This is a genomic window from Candidatus Devosia phytovorans (assembly GCA_029202405.1).
Taxonomy (GTDB): Bacteria; Pseudomonadota; Alphaproteobacteria; order Rhizobiales; family Devosiaceae; genus Devosia; species Devosia phytovorans.
Genome location: CP119312.1, coordinates 1,614,826 through 1,634,644, shown reverse-complemented (window position 1 = coordinate 1,634,644; position 19,819 = coordinate 1,614,826). Strand labels below are relative to the sequence as shown.

2 protein-coding genes are annotated in these 19,819 nt (G+C 66.7%); both read right to left on the bottom strand.

All coding sequences use genetic code 11. The features are described from left to right. Nucleotides 1–8,967 (bottom strand): putative Ig domain-containing protein, encoded by an 8,967-nt coding sequence (locus P0Y65_08155; GenBank protein ID WEK06206.1) that lies wholly within the window; start codon nt 8,965–8,967, stop codon nt 1–3. Next, nucleotides 8,946–19,367: an Ig-like domain repeat protein gene (locus P0Y65_08150; protein ID WEK06205.1), complete on the bottom strand. Its 10,422-nt coding sequence runs from the start codon at nt 19,365–19,367 to the stop codon at nt 8,946–8,948. Before P0Y65_08150 ends, P0Y65_08155 begins: the two co-directional genes overlap by 22 nt. Nucleotides 19,368–19,819 lie beyond the last annotated feature (452 nt).

Sequence of the window (19,819 nt, the reverse complement as noted above, 5' to 3'; positions counted from 1 at the left end):
CTAGAACTTGCCGCTGATCGTGATGCGCCCGGTGGCGCCTTCAAATCCATCGGCGCCGAACTCGGCCTCGATGGAGCCCTTGGCGCTGAAATTGCCATTGTCATAGAGCAGGCCCGCCATTACCCCGCCGGTCAGGCGATCGTCGAACCCGCTCTCGCCCAGCGTGCCGCCGTAGGAAAGATTGAGCCCGACCATGGGCGTGAGCTTGGCCCCATCGTCCAGCTCGATCGTGCGCTCAATGGTGAGGCCGCCACGCAGCTGCAGGTCAAGGATTTCCTGCGACGGGATCGGCACGGAATTGCCATCGGCATCGCTGACCACATAGGCGTCGGAGCGTTCCGACGACAGGAAGAAGGTCGCGCTCGGGCGCAGGATGAACTCATCCAGCTCGTAGAAGCCGCTCAGCCCCGCCGACGCCAGCAGGCGGTCGGTCTCGAACGATCCGAGATAGGTAACACCGCCGATATCGGCGCGCGCCTCGTTGAAGGACTGGCCATAAAACAGCGCCAGGTCGAGCGACAGGTTCTCCGCCAGTCCGATCGAGGCATAAGGCCCGATCAGATAACCCACGCCGGAAAATTCTGACCCGGCCGCACTGTCCACCATCCAGTCGCCCTGCGCCGCGACGCCGATCAGCAGGTTGTCATTGACCAGCAGGTCGACGCCCGCCGCCGCCACGGCAAGCCGGCTCCACTGCTGTTCGTCATCCTGCGACCCCTGCAGCGCCAGCCGCACATCCACCCAGGCATTGAAGGGCGAGGCTTCGAGCGGCACCATGGGTCCACCATCGGGCGAACTGTTGGCAAAGCCGCGCCACTGCTCGAGGCTGGTGGCAAACTGGAAGGTCTGGCCGGTGCTGCTGCCCTGTGCATTGACCGAGCCGAGCCGGTTGCCGCTCGGGGCGATGCGCCGGTCGAACACATTGGGCAGGGCGATCCCCGTCACCATGCGGGCACGGGCCGAAATGAACTGGTTGGTCAGGTCCTCGAATGTCTCGACCACTTCATCGACTCGCGACGCCACACTGATCGTCGTCGAAGCCGGCTCGACGCCATCGCCGGTCACGGTCGCCGTGATGGACAGATTGCCCTGGCCCACGTCGCTGAAGCTCGTGACATAGGTGGCCGTGCACTGCATGGTCGCGCCATCGGCCAGCGTCACGGCAGGGCAGGAGATGCCCGTCGCGCCGGGTATCGACAGGGCGATGTTGTTGACCGTGCCGCCCACGGCGCCGATCTGGAAGGTCAGTGACACCGGCTGTCCAGCCCCGGCAACGACATTGGGCTGTGCCGAACCCGAGATGGTCAGATAGGCCATGCCAGGCGGAAGCGTAACCGTTGCCGTACCGGTATCGGTGCTGGTGTCATAGGTCGCATTGGCCAGGAACTGCGCCGTGATCGCCGACGTGCCCGGCGGCAAGGTGGACACCGTCAGCGTCGCGACCCCACCCACCAATGGCTCCGTGCCCAGCACATTGGGTCCCTGCACGAAGCGCACGCTGCCTTCGGCCGGACCTGCCGTACCATTCACCTGGGCCGAAAGCGTCACCGGATCGCCCTGCTGGCTGGGATTGGGCGCGATAGTCAGCACGGTCGTCGTCGGGTCGAGCGCCACTGCATCGATGCCGACCAGCACTGGCGCCGACGTGCTGGGCAGGTCGGTGCGCGCAGCATCCTCGGGCACCAGCGCCGCGGTAAATTCGGTGGTCATCCCGATGGGCGGACTTTCCACGGTCACTTCGCTCTGCCCATCCACCGGCACGCTGGCAAAGACCACATTGTCGGCGCGGAATTCGATCACTTCCACTCGCGGCGGACCGCGGCCATCCGGCATGCGACTGAAAGCGGCCGTAAGCGCGGTTGTGCCTTCCGGACTGACCGTATCCGAACCTGCCGTCAGGCTGATCTGGGTCGGGCTGGGCACGACGTTGAAGACGATCTGGTCGCGGCTGGGCAGATTGGAGGCATCGCCCAGATATTCTGCGGAAATGGTGCGGGTGTCGGCCGTGGTGAAGCGGTGCAGCAGCGTCGCCTGGCCGTCGCCGTTCAGCGTGCCGGTGCCGATGCCCGTGCCTGTCGTCTGGTCGATGAAGCGCACAGTGCCCGTTGGGCGCAGCGCCTGGCTACCGGTCACCATGGCCGTCAGCGTCACCGCATCGCCGACCACCGGCGTGGCAGTGTTGGGCGAGAGCGCCGTGGTGCTGGCCTGTGGCGCCAGCACTTCAGGCTCGATCACCACGCTGACCGGCTGCGACGACGCGGTGCCATAGACGCCATCACCCTCATAGCGCGCGCTCACCTGATGCGGTCCGGCGGGGAGCGGGTCGAGCGTCAGGCTGGCCGAACCATTGCTCAGCGAGGCGCTGCCGGCATCGGCACCATCGACCACGAAGACCACGGTCCCCGTCGGCGCCGTGTCGCCATCCGGGCTGGCCGCGACGGTCGCGGTATAGGTCAGCGGCGTCTGGAAGGGCACCGGGCCCTGCGGTCCCGAAAGCGTCACGCTCGCCGTTCCGCTGACGCTGACCGACAATGCGTCTTCGCTGGGCAGGTCATTGCCATCATCCGGCTCGAAACGCGCCGAGATGTCCCTGCTACCCGGCCGCAGCGTGACGGTGGTCGTCGCCACCCCGTTGCTGACTGGAACGGTCGCTATCTCCGCTCCGTCGAGAGAGAACACCACATTGCCCGACCCAACCAGGCCCATGGCCGGCGCCACGCGGTCGACCCGCGCCGAAAGCGTCGTCGTCTCGTCACCAGCCGGGCTGTCCGGGTCTGCGCTCAGCGACAGCGCGGTTTCGGCCGCATTGGTGGTCAGCGTCACCGGATCGCTGCTGCCCGCCGCAATCTCGGGCGAGCCGCTATAATCCACCACGAAACTCCGGTCGCCGGCCGTCTCGGCGATCAGCGTGAATGTGGCCGTGCCGGAACTGCCGATCAGCGTGCTGTCGACGATCTCGCCGCTGCCGGCATCGCGCAGGCTGACCGAGCCACTGGTGGCAGCTTCGCCTCCATTGCTGACCGTCACTTCCACGCGTACCGTATTGCCAATCGCGGCGACGGGCGGCCGCAGCACTACGTCGATGTCGAGGTCTGACGGCGCCTCCGGACTTTCGGCGGTCTCCATCGAATAGGCCCGGGTGCCCGTATTGCCCTCGGAATCCGTTGCCCGAACGGTGAAGGCCCAGCGTCCGACCCGCCGCGGCGACCCGACCAGCGCGCCATCGGGTGTCATCGTCACCCCATCGGGCAATTCGCCGTCGACGATTTCATAGGTCACCGTTCCGACGCCATTGGTCGCTGCGATGCTCGAGTCATAGTCCTCGCCGGTCCAGCCACTCGGATCGATGTCGCGCAGCACCAGAGCCAGTGCGCGACGCTGCACGGTCAGCGTGCTGGCCTGCCGGGAGGTGTGCCCGGCTGCATCCACCACCGTGATCACCACATCGAAACTGCCGGTTTCCCGCGGCAACCCGCTGACGACGCCAGTCTGCGGATCGATCGTCAGGTCGCGCGGCGCATTGGACAGGGTGAAGCGATAGGGCGCGATGCCACCGCTGACCGCAATGCCATCGCTATAGCTTTGCCCGATCGTGCCCGGCGGGAAGCCATTGTCGATGATCATCGCCGGCTCGGCCACCGCCATCACATAGCTCTGTGCATTGAGCCGCCCGTCGCCATCGGTTGCCGTGACGGTAAAGAGAGCCGTCCCCGCCTGTTCGGGCGTGCCCGAAATCGCCCCGGTCGCAGCATCGAGCGTCAATCCATCCGGCAGCGCACCAGACGAAATCGCATAACGCAGCCCTTCGCCGCCGCTGGCCGCAACGCTGCCCACGTAAGTCATTCCGACCTGCCCATCGCTCACGCTGGCCGGCAGAGTGGCACTGCCCAGATTGCTGGCGACCGCAAGCGAGAAAGTCCGCTCGGCCGAGAAGCCATTGCTGTCGGTCACGGCGAGCGTAAAGCCAGCGATTTCTTCGAGCGTCGACGTGCCTGAAATGCTGCCCGTGGCCGGATCAAGGGTCAGCCCGGATGGAAGGGCACCCGCCACCACGGCAAAGCGATAGTCGGGACTGCCGCCTGACACCGCCGGCGTGAACAGGAAGCCCGTACCGACCCGCGCGGCCGGCAAGCTGCCATCGAATGCGATCGCAGGGGCCGCAATCGACAGCGGCACGCTGACTGTATTGACGAAGCCACTGGCATCGGTGACCTCCAGGGTAATCTCGAACGTCCCGGCCACGGTCGGCGTGCCACTCAATTGCCCAGTGGCCGTATCGAACTGCAACCCACCCGGCAGTGGCGATGTCAGCACCAACCGATAGGGCGCCCGGCCACCACTGGGCAGCAGCGTCGCACCATAGTCGGCGCCACCCATCGCATCGGGCAGCGCGCCCTCGATCGCGAATTCGGGCGCGCTGACCACCAGGCTATAGTCGGCACTGGCACTTTGCTGATGCACGTCGGTAGCCGTGATCTCGAAAGCGAAACGCCCCGCCGCGCTGGGCGTGCCGGACAGCGCGCCCGTTGCCGGATCAAGTGTCAGGCCCGGCGGCAGCGCCCCCTCTGTGACGGCATAGCTAAGGGGTCCCGGTCCTGTAACCGCCACGCTACCCGAATAAGCCTCGCTGCCGGTCGCAGGTGGAACGGCAGCGGGGAACTGAGGCACGAACGCCGGTGCGCTGACCTGCAGCGCAAAGCTGCGCTGCACACGCCGGCCGGCACTGTCCGTGACGTCAACGATCACGCTGAAGCGCCCCGTTTCCCGCGGCGTGCCGGAAATCACGCCTGTCGAGGAATCGAGCGTCAAACCTTCCGGCAGCGCTCCGGCAGCGACGCTGAACGCATAAGGCGCCGTGCCACCCGTGACGCTGATGGTCTGGACATAGCCATCATCATAGCTGGCCTCCTGGTCGATCTCGCCAACCTCCAGCACCACGGGCGGCGCCGTATCCTCCACCGTAATGACCCCGTCCGCACTCTGCGAGAAACCATTGGCATCAGTCGCGATAATGCTGATCGGGAATGACCCTGCCTCGGTCGGCGTCCCGGAAATGCCGCCGCTTTGCGGATCAAAGGTCAGGCCGGCGGGCAGGGCACCCGAAAGGGCAAACTGGAACGGCTGCGCCCCGCCACTCACAAGGACCGTCCCCTGGAAGGGCGCATTGCTGCCGGCCTGCGGAAGGTCGAGCACCACGGTCACGCTGGGCGCCTCCACATCGAGCACAAAACTCTGAGTCACGCTGTCGCCTTCGGCATCGCTGATGGCAATGACAAAGCCGAAGACACCGGCCTCCGTGGGCGTGCCGGCAATCGTGCCGCTGGCCGCATCAAACGTCATGCCCGCCGGCAGCGCACCCGATACCAGCGCAAAGCGATAGGGGCTTCGCCCGCCTGAAACCGCAAGCACCTGGCGATAGGGCGTCCCGGCAACCGGGCTCTCCAGCGCAGTCTCGGGCACGAGCGTCGCCGCCTGCGCCACGACCAGCACATAGTCCGCCGTGCCGGAAACACCATTGGCGTCGCTGGCCGTGAGGCTGAACGCAGAGCTGCCGCCATCGACAGGCGTGCCGGAAATTGCACCGGTCTGCGGATCCAGTTCCAGCCCCGCCGGCAGCGCACCGCCAGTGATGGCATAGCTATAGGGAGCTGTGCCGCCGCTCGCCGCCAGCGTCTGCCCATAGGGCTGCGCCTGCCGGCCATCGGCGAGTTCCTGCGGCAGGGTCACCGTAAACACCTGCGCCACGGCCAGGCTGATCGGCAGGCTGGCAGAAAACCCATTGGCATCGGTCGCCGTCACGGTGAATTCCGCCTCGGCAACAACGCGCGGCGTGCCGGAGATGAGGCCGCTCTGCGGATCAAGGCTCAACCCGTCGGGCAGGGCGCCGCTGGTCACCGCAAAGCCGTAGGGCGCACTGCCACCCGTCACGCTGACCTGCCCGCTATAGGGCACAAAGGCCCCCGCCTCGGGCAGCTCCGCGCTGACCGTCACCACCGGCGCCACGACGCTCAGCACCAATGCTTGTTCCAGCACAAAGCCATTGGCATCCTTGATGATGAGCGTCAGATCAAACTGCCCCAGTGCCGTCGGCGTGCCCGAAAGCCTGCCCGTCTGCACATCGAAACTCACCCCATCGGGCAGGTTGCCGCTCAACTGATAGCTATATGGCGCCGTACCACCACTGGCCGACAGATCAGCCTCGAACACCGCGCCAAAGGTTACCGCATCGAGACCCGTCGAAACCACGATCTCCGCCGGTGCCAACACCAAAAGATTGATGGCAACGCTGCCCGGCGCACCCGCACTGCCGGTTGCCGTGACGGTAAAGTCTAAAGTTCCCGCCTGCGACGGCGTGCCAGAGATAGTGCCCGTCGCCGGATCAAGGCTCAACCCATCCGGCAGGTCCCCGGCGACGCTGAACACATAGGGGTCCACGCCACCTGCGACGGACAATGGAATGACCACGCTCTCGCCTGCCACGCTGCGCGGCACCTGCGCCGAAACCACGATATCGCTGGGCGCTGGCTCGACCACAAAATCACTTGCCAGCACGGCCTCGCTTGCCGCAAATCCCGGTAGCCCTGAAAAGCGCACCGCCACAGGATAGCTGCCCACAGCAAGTTCATCGAGTGTCACCGAAGCGACACCACCAGTGATCGACGCAGGGTAGTCCACCTCGCCGACAGTAAAGACCATGGAGCCGGTTACCGGGCCAGCCCCGGAGCCGATCGTTGCCGTCAGTGTAACGGACGCGCCTTCGTAAATCCGTGCCGGGTCCGCTGACAGCCCGAGCGTCGTGACGCTGTCGCCATTGCTGATCTCGATCTGCGCCGCCGCTGCAAGTCGCGCCGCATCACCCTGGTAGCTGACGTCTACGCTGCTGAGACCCGCTGGCAAATCCGTGAGCGTCACGCTCGCCACCCCGTCGACCAGGGGAACCGTGGCGATCTCGGCGCCAGCGCGCGAAAACATCACATGGCCGCCCGGCACCCCGAAACTGGAACTGACATTGGCGGTGACAACCACCGGCTGTCCAAACACCGGTGCCACCGGGCTGGCCGAAAGGGTCAGCTCCGATGCCGCACCGAACACCGTGATACCACCCTCGACCACGCCAATCCCTGCCGCAAAACTGTCGCTGCCCGCATAGCGCACCGACACTGCATGACTGCCCGCCGTGACAAAGACATGCTCGAACGCGGCCTGCCCATCGACCAGCACGACCGGCGCCAGTTCAATTCCGTCCACTATCGGAACAACCTCGCCCTGCGGGAAACCACCCTCGGAACTCACCGACACGACAAACTGCGCCGGCGCGCCAACCGCCACTTCGCCAGCCGGCCCGACGGCGGCGACGGCCGAATCCGCGGCAACAACCGAAAGGCCCCCGGCCAGCTCGGCCGACGACCCGACGAAACCCTCCGCCGGCTCAAACCGCGCACTTGCGTTGTGCGGACCCACCGTCAAACCATCGAGGCTCAGCAGCGCCACGCCATTGACCAACGGCACCCCGGCACGCTCCACGCCATCGATCGCAAAGATCACACGGCCCGCGACCCCTTTGGCCGCGCTGCTGACCGTCGCCGCCAGTTCGACACTCTCGCCAAACCTGATCTCGGCGCGACTGGCCGACAGCGAAAGCGCCGTCTCTGCCGTAACGACAATGCTTCCCATAGCGCTCTGCACATAGCCATTGGCATCCGTGACCGTGATGGTGAACGGGAAGGCGCCAGCCTCAACCGGCGTCCCGGAAATCGCTCCCGTGGCCTCGTCAAAGACCAGCCCGTCTGGCAGCCCACCGCTCAACGCGAACTGCAATGGGCCCGCACCACCGGTAACCTGCACCGAACCGGCAAAGGACGACCCGGCGACAACCGCAGGCAGTTCGAGGACCACGCCAATCTCCGGCGCCTCGACAGTGAGCACCACCGTCCGCGTCGCACTGTCGCCATTGCTGTCGGTGATGCGGATCGCCAGCGGGAAATTGCCGTCTTCGCTGGCCGTACCGGAAATCCGCCCCGTGCTCGGATCGAAGGACAGCCCCTCCGGCAGGGCGCCCGAAACCAGCGTGAAACGATAGGGCGCCGTCCCGCCATCCAGCACCAGAGCCTGATCATAGGCCTCGCCGGCAACAGCCGGTGCGAGGGTTTCGTCGATCACCAGATCGGCAGCCTGGGCCACCACGAGACGATAGCTCACCGACCCGCCAACCCCATTGGCATCCGTCGCCGTCAGCGCAAAGGCGAAATCTCCCGAAAGGCTTGGCGTGCCGGAAATCGTGCCGGTCGCCTCATCCAGCACAAGCCCCTCCGGCAAGGCTCCGTCCGACACAGCATAGGCATAGGGCGCCGTGCCACCCGCTGCCGCCAGCACCTGCCCATAGGGCTGGAACTGTCGCGCCGTGGCCAGATCCGCCGGCAGCGTGATCGAGAACACCTGCGCCACCCTGAAACGCAGCGGAACGCTCACGCTAAAGCCATCGGCATCGGTGACCGTCACCGCAAAACTTGCCTCGCTCACCACGCGCGGCGTGCCGGTGATGCTGCCGGTCTCCGGGTCAAGGCTTAGGCCGAGTGGCAAGGCACCGCTGCTGACCGCAAAGCTATAGGGCGCCGTCCCGCCCGAAGCGGTCACCTGACCACTGTAAGGCACAAATGCCCCGCCGTCCGGCAGGTCCGCCACAGCCGAAATGTCGGGCGCCGCCACCACCAGCTCAACTGCCTGCACCAGCGAAAAACCATTGGTATCCACAATGCTCAGCGTCAGCGGGAACGTCCCCAGTACACGCGGCACACCCGACAGCACACCGGTCACCGGATCAAATTCCACGCCTGCGGGCAGGGTGCCACTCACTGCATACTGATAGGGTTCCGTCCCGCCGCTCGCGGCGAGACTTGCCTGATAATCCGCGCCAAACGTGGCTGCTTCGAGCGTGCCAGGCACGGTCAGCGTCGCCGGCTCCAGCACCAGCAGGTCGATGTCGACACCGCCCGGCGCCCCGCCTGGCCCGATCCGGTCACGGTAAAACCATACCGTCCAGCCGCGGCGGGCGTGCCGGTGATGCTGCCGGTGTCGGCATTGATCGTCAGCCCGTCCGGCAGGCTACCCTCTGTCACGGCAAAGCTATAGGGGCCGATACCGCCCGTCGCCGAAACCGCGATCGCCAGGGGCTCCCCGGCCACGCTGCGCGGCACGCCGGCATGGACGACGATATCGCTCGGCGCCGGCTCCACCACGATCGCACTGGCCAGCGTCGCCTGGCTGGCCGCAAAGCCCGGCGCACCATCGAAGCGCACCGCGATCGGATAGCTGCCTTGCGCCAGATTGCTCAGCGTCAGCGAGGCATTATTGCCGTTCAACGCGGCGGGATATTCACTGCCCCCGATGCTGAACACCACCGAGCCCGTGACCGCCCCTGCGTCCGTCGTCAGCGTGGCGCTGAAACTGACCGGCATGCCGGCATAAAGTCGCGTTGGATTGGCCGTCAGCGCCAGCGCCGTGGCAGCATTACCGAGAACCAGGTCGATCTGCGCCGATGCACCCGCATTGGCCGTGTCCCCGACATAGCTGGCGGTGATGGACGACGAACCGGCTGGCAGGTCACTGACCACCAGACTGGCTCTGCCATCGCTCAGCGGCACGCTGCCAATCCCGACGCCGTCCCGTGTGAACAGCACCAGCCCGCCCGGCGTGCCAAAACCGGCATCAACCGTCGCCGTGATAGTCACCGGCGCGCCGAAAACCGGCGTCGCAGGGCTGGCCGAAAGCGACATGCTGGTACTGGCGCCTGTGACCAGAAGCCCGCCGCCAAGCGACGCAGATCCCGCCGCGAAACTCTCGCTGCCCGGATAGCGCACTGCCACTGTATGCGGGCCAGAGGTGGTGAACACATGCTCGAACGCTGCCACGCTGTCGACCAATGCAACGCCGGGCTGATCCACCCCATCCACCACCGGAATGATCACTCCGCCGGGTGGACCCGCCAGTGAATTGACCGTCACCATGAATGGCACGCTCGCGCCAACGACAGCTTCGCCGGCCGGGCCAGACAGGCTCACCACAACCAGTGCGGACGTAACGGTAATGCCGCCGGAAAGCGCGGCGCTGGCGCTGTCATAGCCATCGGCCGACTCGAAGCGGGCGGTAACCTCATGCGGACCCACCGTCAGTGCCTGCAGGTCGATCTGCGCCACGCCGTCGCTGACCGGAACGCTGGCATGATCCACGCCATCCACGGCAAAGATGACCGTTCCCGACACGCCCGGTGCCGTCGAACTGACCTGGGCCTGCACCACGGCGCTGCTGCCGAAGGTTACTGAAGTCATGCTGGTGGACAATGACAGCGTCGTCGCCGCGCTCAGTGAAATCACCGCGGCGGCCGACTGCTCATATCCATTCGCATCCTGCGCCGTGATGCTGATCGGGAAATTGCCCGTGCCCAGTGGCGTTCCCGAAATGGCGCCGGTCACGGCATTGAAACTCAAGCCCTGGGGAAGGGTGCCGTCGAGGGTGAAGCGCAGGGGCAGGGCGCCTCCGGAGACCACGACCGTCGTCACAAAGGCTTCGCCCGCCCGCGCCTGTGGCACATCGAGCGACAGCACGATCTCGGGCGCTGCAACGCTCACCACAACGCCATGCGTGGCGCTGTCGCCATTGCCATCGCTGACCTGGATAACCAGCGGAAAGCTCCCGTCCTCCGTCGCTGTTCCGGAAATCGTGCCTGATCCAGAATCAAAGCTCAGCCCATCCGGCAGGCTGCCCGAAATCAGCACAAACCGGTAAGGCGCGACGCCGCCGGTGACCGAAAGTTCCTGACTATAGGGAATCCCCGCCGTGGCCGGCGCAAGAGCGTTGACGATCACCAGCGTGGCGGCTTCGACAATATTGAGAGCATAGGCCCGGGTGGCGCTGACGCCATTGGCATCCGTGGCGGTTACGCTGAACTCGAAAACCCCCGTGGCGGTCGGCGTGCCCGTAACAACACCCGTGCTCGGGTCCAGGCTCAACCTATCCGCCAGCGCGCCATCGCTGATCCCATAGCCATAGGGGGCCGTGCCGCCCGTGGCCGCGAGCGATTGACCATAGGGCTGGAGCTGGCGACCACCGGCCAACCCGTCCGGCAGGATGACGGTGAACACCTTAACCACGCTGATGCTGACGGGCAAGCTGGCGCCAAAACCATTGGCGTCGGTGGCTGTCACCGTGAAACCGTATTCGCCCACCGCGCGCGGAGTACCACTGATGGCCCCGGTTTCGCTGTCGAGACTCAGGCCTTCGGGCAGGGCGCCGTCGCTGATGACGAAACCATAGGGCCCGGAGCCGCCACTGACCGCAATCTGCCCCGCATAGGGCACGAAAGCTCCACCCTCCGGCAGCTCCGGGGTCACCACTATGTCAGGCGCAGCAATCTCCAGCACATAGTCCTGGCTCGCGCTGAACCCATTAGCGTCGGTGACGCTCAGCGACAGCGCAAACCGGCCAACCGCCGTTGGAACCCCCGTGAGTTGCCCCGTCTCGGCATCGAAAACCAACCCGCCGGGGAGGGTCCCGGTCAGGTCATACTGCAGTGGCGCCGTACCCCCGGACACCGCCAGGTCAGCGCCATAGTCCGTACCAAACACGCCCGCCGGCAGCCTCGGCAGGGTCACGAAATCCACCGGCTCCAGCACCGTCAGGTTCACCGTCACATCGCCCGGAGCACCTGCCACGCCCGTCGCCGTGACGGTGAAACTGTAGATGCCCGCCGAAGCCGGCGTACCGGCAATCGCGCCCGTCGCCGCATCCAGCGTCACCCCGTCCGGCAAGGCACCACTCGTGATAGCAAAACCATAGGGCCCCACACCGCCCGTGGCCGAAATGACCATGGCCAGCGGCTCGCCCGCCACGCTGCGCGGTGCCTGGCCAGAGACGACGATATCGCTCGGCGCCGGGTCGACAATGAGTTCCGCCTCAAGCGACGCCGCGCTCGCGGCAAAGCCCGGCTGGCCGGCATAGCGCGCCGTAACGGGGTAATTGCCCTCGCCAAGGTCGGTGATGGCCAGCGTCGCGCTGCCATTGATGAGGGGCGCCGATTGCATCCGGTCACCCACACCAAAGATCACCACGCCGCTCGGAGCGCCCGCGTCCGACGACAGCCTGACCGTCAGCGTCACCGGTGCACCGGCATAGAGCCGCACGGGCGCAACCGAAAATTCCAGCGCCGTCGCCGCATCACCGACATCGAGCACCAGCTCGGCACTGGCGCCAAGCCGCACCGCATCGCCTTCATAGACGGCGGTGATCCGGCTCGCACCCGGCGGCAGGTCGGTCAGCTCCAGGCTCGCCACGCCACCGGTCAGCACGACGCTACCGATCTCCACGCCGTCCCGGACGAATGTCACCAGCCCCGTAGGGCTACCGGACGCCGAGCTGACCGATGCCGTCAGCGTCACCGACTGGCCATAGACCGGCTCCACCGGATTTGCCGCCAGCGATATTTCCGAAGCCGCCCCAATGGCCGTGACGCCACCCTGCAGCGTCCCCAGCCCGGCCGCAAAACTCTCGCTCCCGCCATAGCGCACGCTGACCGAGTGACTACCCTTGCTGGCAAAATCGAGGTCAAACTCTGCCCTGCCATCAACCAGATCGACCGCCGGCTGCTCCACCCCATCCACCACAGGAATGACCGAACCCGTCGGCACGCCCGCAAAAGACGAGACCCTGACCGAGAAGCGTGCAGCCGTTCCCGCTGTGATGTCCCCCTGCGGCCCTGCGATCGACACCGAAACTGGCGCCGCCACGACCAGCACTGGTCCCGTCAGTTCAGCGCTCGAGGCGACAAAGCCCGTCGCCGGTTCAAACCGGGCCGCAACGACATGGCTGCCCACCGTCAATCCAGCGAGCGCCAGCTCCGCCGCGCCATCCACCAGCGCCACGCGCGCATGATCACTGCCATCAACGCTGAACACCACGCTACCCGCCAAACCCGTTGCCGCGGATCCAACCTTCGCCCGCAGATCGACCATCTCGCCAAACGTTATGGTCGTCTGCCCCGCCGAAAGCGCCAGCGTCGTGCTCGCCGTCACCGCGATCGTGCCCGTTACGGCCTGCTCATAGCCATTGGCATCCGTGACGGTGATGCTGATCGGGAAAGTGCCCACGCTCGTCGGTGTACCGGTGATCGCCCCACTCGTGGCATCGAAGCTCAGCCCCGCGGGCAGGGCGCCGGTCAGCGCATAGCTGAACGGCCCCGCGCCGCCGCTCACGGCGACGGAACCCACGAAAGCCTCGCCCGCCAACGCTGCAGGAAACTCCACCGTCAGCCCGATCTCCGGCGCCACGACCACCACCGCAAAGCCTTGCGTGATCGTGTCTCCGTTGGCATCGGTGATCTGGACGACCAGCGGAAACTGCCCATCGACGCTGGGCGTGCCGGCAATCGTCCCGGTGCCGGCATCGAACTGCAATCCCTCGGGCAGGTCACCCGACACCAATGCAAAGCTGTATGGTCCCACCCCGCCCGAAACACCCAGCACCTGCTCATAGGCCACGCCCGCCACGGCCGGCGTGAGATCTGTGTCCGGTATCAGCGTTGCCGCCTCGGCAACCTCAAGCACATAGGCTCGGCTCCCCGCGACATCGTTGGCGTCGCTGGCCGAAAGAGTAAAGTCAAACGCGCCGAACGCCGTCGGCGTGCCCGAAATCGTGCCCGTCGCCGCGTCGAGGACCAGCCCCTCCGGCAGGGCGCCATCCGCCACGCTGTAGCGATAGGGCGCCGTGCCACCCGACGCCGCCAGCGCCTGGCCATAGGGCCGTCCCTGGCGGGCCTCGGCAATCGCCTCCGGCAGCACCACGGTGAACACCTGTGCAACGCTGATGCTGCTGGCAATACTGGCCGCAAAACCATTGGTATCCGTTGCCGTCACGGTGAAATTGCTCTCACCCACCCGGCGCGGCATACCGGAAATCACCCCCGTTGCGGGATCAAGGCTCAGCCCATCGGGCAGGGCCCCGCTGGTCACGGCAAAGCCATAAGGTGCGGTGCCCCCGCTGACCGATATCTGCCCGGAATAGGGTACGAAGGCGCCGCCCGCCGGCAGTTCCGCCGTGACCACGATCGCCGGCGCCGCGATGGTCAGCGCAACATTGCGCGTCAGCGTGAAGCCATTGGCATCACTCACCGTCAGCACCAGATCGAACGTGCCCAGGCTACGCGGCGTGCCGGACAGCACCCCCGACGACGCATCGAAACTGACGCCCGTCGGCAGGCTGCCGCTCACCCCATATTGATAGGGCGCCGTGCCGCCACTGGCCGCAAGACTTGCACTGTAGGCCTCGCCATAAACGCCAGCACCTGGCGCCTGCACCAACAGCGTCGCCGGCGTCAGCACGGTTAGATCAACCGCCACGTTCCCCGGCAGTCCCGCCGCACCGCTGGCAGTGACGGTGAAACTGTAATTGCCCGGTGTGGCCGGGGTCCCGCTCACCACGCCCGTCGCCGCATCGAGGCTCAACCCCTCGGGCAGCGCACCCGCCGTCACCGCAAAACGATAGGGCGCGACGCCACCCGTCGCCGACAGCAGCATGCTGAATGCTTCACCCGCCACGCTGCGCGGCGCCTGCCCGGAAACCACGATATCCGTCGGCGCTGGGGCCACGGTCAGCGGCGCCGTCAAATCCGCCTCGCTCGTCGCAAATCCGGGTCGTCCATCATAGCGCGCCGCGACTGCTGGCGTTCCGACCGGCAGGTCAGTCACGGTCAGCCGCGCCACACCACCCGAAATTTCGGCTGGATAATCCGTCCCGTCGATGACGAAAACCACCGACCCGGGAACCGCTCCCGCCGGCGAAGCAATATTGGCGGTGAAAGTAACCGGCGCACCGGCATAGATCGTCGTCGGCTCGGCACCCAGGCTAAGCGTCGTCGCCTCATCGGCAACCTCGAGGCCAAGAGCCGCAACAGCCCCAAGATGCGCCCCGTCGCCGGCATAGCTGGCGGTGATCTCGATTGCACCCGGCGACAGGTCGCTGACCGTAATACCGGCCACCCCATCGGTCACCGGTGCGCTACCGATCACAGTGCCGCCGCGCGAGAAACTGACCAGTCCGCCCGCCGTGCCAACCGCCGAACTCAGTGCCGCCACGAAGCTCACCGGCTGGCCAAAGACCGGAGCCGGGGGCTCCGCCGCAAGTGCCAGCGTCGTGGCCGCCCCGACCACCGTCACGCCGCCCGAGACCACCCCATCACCGGCCGCAAAACTCTCGCTGCCCGAATAGCGCAACCCGATGGAATGGTGGCCGGACGTCGCAAAACTATAGTCAAAGCTCGCCCGGCCTTCGCTCAGCGTCACCGCCGCCTGCTCGACACCATCCACCACGACAATGACCTGTCCGCCCGGCACCCCGCCCGGCGATGTCACGGCCAGCGCAAACCGCGCCGCCTGGCCCACTGTCAGCGCGCCTTGGGGCGGGGTAATCGATACAGAGACCGGCGCCGCCACCACGCTCACGCCACCCGCCAGCTGCGCGCTCACCGCCTCGAAATTCCCGCTCGGCACGTAACGCGCCGCAATCGCATGGTTGCCCACGGTCAGCCCGCCCAGCCGCAGCTGCGCCGCCCCATCCGCCACCGCAACCGTGCCCCAGTCGGCCCCATCCACGCTAAAAATGACGTCGCCCGCCACGCCGCCAGCCGAACTGCTCACGACCGCACTGATCGTGACGCTGCCGCCAAAACTCACCGTCGCCGCCGAACTGCTGAGGTTCAGTGCAACCGGGGCAGGGCGCACCTCCACCCCGCCAGACAGCGCTACCGTGGCCGGCAGATGCGTCGCCGACCCGGCATAACGCGCCGAAACACCGTGCTGGCCGGCCTGGATGCCGGGTATCGAAACCGCCGCGCTGCCGTCCGAAACGCTGGCCGGATAATCGGTCCCGTCGACCGTAAAGATCACGCTGCCCGCCGGCGTGCCGAAGTCGGAACTGAGATTGGCGCGCAGCTGCACTGGCGCGCCGAACACCACTGCATCCGTCCCCGCAACCAGCGCCAGAGCCGTCACCGCCCGTGCGATCGTCACCGCATTGGCGCTGGCACTCGCCGAAAGGAACGGCGTTTGCCCGGCATAACTCGCGCTGACGGCATGGCTTCCCGGCGGCAGTTCCGACAGCGTCAGCGTCGCGACGCCGCTGCCATTCAGCACCGCCGGATATTGCCGCTCCCCGACCGTCAGCACCACATCACCTTGCGGCGTACCGACAGAACTGCTGACCGAGATGGTCGCCGTCAGGGTCTGCCCATAGGTCGCCGAAACCGGCGACACGCTGACCGTCATCTCTGGCACGCGTCCCGTCACGGCAAATCCCGCGCCCAGCGCCCCGGTCGACGCAGCAAAATTGCCCGTGCCTGCATAGCGGGCGGTGATCGCCGGGCTGCCCACCGGCAGGTTGGAAACCGTCAACGCCGCCTTGCCGCCCGCCAGCGTCACCGACCCCAGCGACGTTCCGCCGGCCAGAAATTCCACCGATCCACCCGGTGTGCCCCCCGTGGACGTGAGGGTGGCGGTCAAGGTCACCGCATCGCCAAAGCGCACGCTTTGCGCGCTGGCTGCCAGCCCCAGCTGCGTCGGCGCCGCACCCACCACAAGCTGCGTTGTGCCCGATGCACTGGCGACATGATTGCCCGACCCGCCATAGGCCGCCGAAATCACATAGGTCCCCGCCGCCAGCCCGGTCAGGTCCAGCCCCGCCACGCCATTGACCAGCGCCACGGCCGGCTGCGCCACGCCATTGATCGTATAGACGATCTGCCCCTCGGGCCGGCCCGATGCTGCCGCCACCGTCGCCGTCACCCGCGCCGTCTGCCCATAGCTGATAGCAGCGGCATCAAGCGCAATTGTCGTAGTCGTTGCGGCCGCATTCACCGTCACGCCACCGGCCAGGCTCGCCGTGCTGGCGTTGAAATCGCTCGATCCCTGATAGGTCGCAGAAATGGCATGTGCGCCCGGCGCCAGCGTATCGAGCACCAGCTGCGCCCGCCCGCCCGATAGCGCGACGCCCGGCCGCGCCACGCCATCGACCAGGAACACCACCTGTCCAGCCGGCTCGCCCGAAGCCGGTGCCGCCGCCGCGACATTGGCCGTTACCGTCACCAGCACGCCATAGGCAGCGCTGGCATTGCTCGTCGTGATACTCAGCGCGGTATTGCCGGGATTGACCTTCTGCCCGCCACCCAGCGTGCTGGTCCGCTCGACGAAATTGGCATCCCCGCCGTAGCGCAACGAAACCGTGTGATCGCCCACCGTCGCGTTGGGCAGCGCTATCGTGGCGCTGCCGCCGGTCAGGCTCACCGCCGGCCGCGCCACGCCATCCACCGTGAACACCACCTCGCCACCCGGCGTCCCCGACAGCGCCGTCACATTGGCCGTCAGCTGCACCGATTGTCCGACGACCGCCGGATTGGCCGAACTGCTCACCGCCAGCGACGGCGTCGCGCGGGCAACACTATAGGCCGATGCCAGCGCCCCGTTGCTGGCGAGGAAATTGGTGACGCCCTGATAGCTCGCGCTGACCGTATGCGTCCCCACCGAAAGCGCCGTGCTGGTGATGGAAGCCGTTCCGCCCGTCAGCGCCACCGGCGCCTGCGCCACGCCATCAACGGTAAACACCACATTGCCACTCGGCACACCTGCTGCCGAGGTGACCGAGGCGGTAAACGTGCTCGAGCCACCATAAATCCCCGCGCTCGGCGAAGCGGCCACGGCCAGGCTGGTCGGCGCCGCCGCAACCGCCTGCCCACCGGCCAGCGCCCCCGTGCTCGCGCCATAGGTTGCCGCACCCGAATATGCTGCCGAAACCGTATGATTGCCGACACTGAGCCCCGGCAGCGCCAGCGTTGCCGTTCCAGACGACAGCGTCACCGCAGGCCGCGCCTGTCCGTCAACCGTAAAGACCACCGTGCCCGTCGGCGGACCACCGGCCCCGGCAACGGTTGCGGTAATCGTGGGGCTGGTGCCAAAGACGACCGAGCCCGGGCCGCTCACTGTCGTCGTCGTTGGCCGCGTACCGACAGTATGCCCGCCCGACAGCGCGCCATTGCTGGCCGCAAAACTCGCCACGCCCTGGTAGGCGGCCGACACCGTATGGGCGCCCACGGCAAGGTCGGTGAGGCTGACCGACGCCACGCCATTGGACAGCGTCACCGCCGGCCGGGCCACCCCATCGACCGTAAAGATCACCGAGCCCGTCGGCTGTCCGCCACCCGAGGCAACCTGCGCCTGGAAGCTGACCGCCTCGCCAAAGGCCGAACTGGTGCTCGATTGCGTCACGCTGGTCGTCGTTACTGCCGGCGCCACCGTGATGCCGCCGCTGATCCCGCCCGAACTGGCATTATAGCCGGTACTGGCCTCATAGCGCGCCGCTACCGAAACGGCTCCCGCCGCCAGGTTCGATCGCGTCAATGTCGCTGTGCCATTGCTCAGCGCCACCGGGCTCTGGTCGACGCCGCCGATGGTGAAGATGACATTGCCCGTCGGCGTGCCGCCGCCCGGCGCGACCGCTGCCGTCGTCGCGGTAAAGCTCACCGCGCTGCCGAAGGTGGGATTGGATGATGCCGTCACGCTCGTCGTCGTATTGGCCCGGTTGACCACCTGCGCAGCCGCCAACGTGCCCGAACTGGCGACGAAATTGGCATTGCCGGCATAGGCCGCGCTCACGGCATAGCTGCCCGGGGGCAGGGCGGTGGTCGAATAGGTCGCCACCCCGCTGGCATCGAGTGCCACCGGCCCGTAATTGGTGCCGCCGATGGTGAAGGTGACATTGCCGTTCGGCGTCTGCCCGGACCCCGCCGGCGTTGCCACCGAGGCTGTCAACACGGCCGGCTGCCCGACGACCGTCGGATTGGTCGTCGTCGCTAGCGTCGTCGTCGTGGGCCCGGCAACGCCGGCACAGCGCACCGTCAGATTGATCGTCACACCCAGCAGGGCGCCCAGCGCCACAATGCTGGCTTCCGCGCCCGTTGCTCCGTTTCCCGTCACCGTCAAGGCACGGGTAAAGGGTCCGGTGCCGAGCAGCGGCAGGTCAATCGAGGTCGTGAGGCGGAGCGGTCCGGTAGTGACCAGATTGACCACCGACAGCGGCAGGGCGGCCGACGAAGAGAAGGTCATGGTCAGGACATCGCCGGCATAGAACGATCCGGCGACCGATTTGACCCCGATCAGCGGCGCGCCGACCTGATCGAGCCCGCCGGCATTGACCGCATTGCAACCAACCGATGCCGCCTGCGCCGGCGTGACCGGCAGCACAGTGCCGGCCGCGATCAATGCGGGCAGGAGGCAGGCACTCGACAATTGCACAGACAGGCGCTGGATTCTGCTTGCGGCACGCGTGAGCAAGGGGCGCATATCGCGCTGGATCAGTGCTGAAATTGGCCCGCCGCAGAGCCTGATCCATCGAGCGAGCAAGAGCCGCCCTCCCAGTCAAATCCCTCCCATGACAGAAATAATTTCCGCCACGTCCAGAGACTAAACACGCTGCTGGCTGGATGGATCGTTACCGAATGGCCAGTTTGCCAAGAAGCGTCCGCGATGGTTTCGCGCGTGGTCTGGACAGCGGCGGCAATTGAATTGAAACCGATCTTTCCGGGTAAGCGCCGCGGGCTGACGGCCACCAAAACGCTGGCCGCAGTCTTAATCCGTGACCCAGAACGGATGTTTTGCCGGTCCCGAAATGGGCCTGCCGAAGCTCATGCGCTTGCCGGCGCGTCTGGCCCGAAATCCGTCTAGGGAGAAATCCGGCCATCGCGGCGCGGGGACGGAGTGGTGGTCGGAGCAGTCTGACCGCGCTG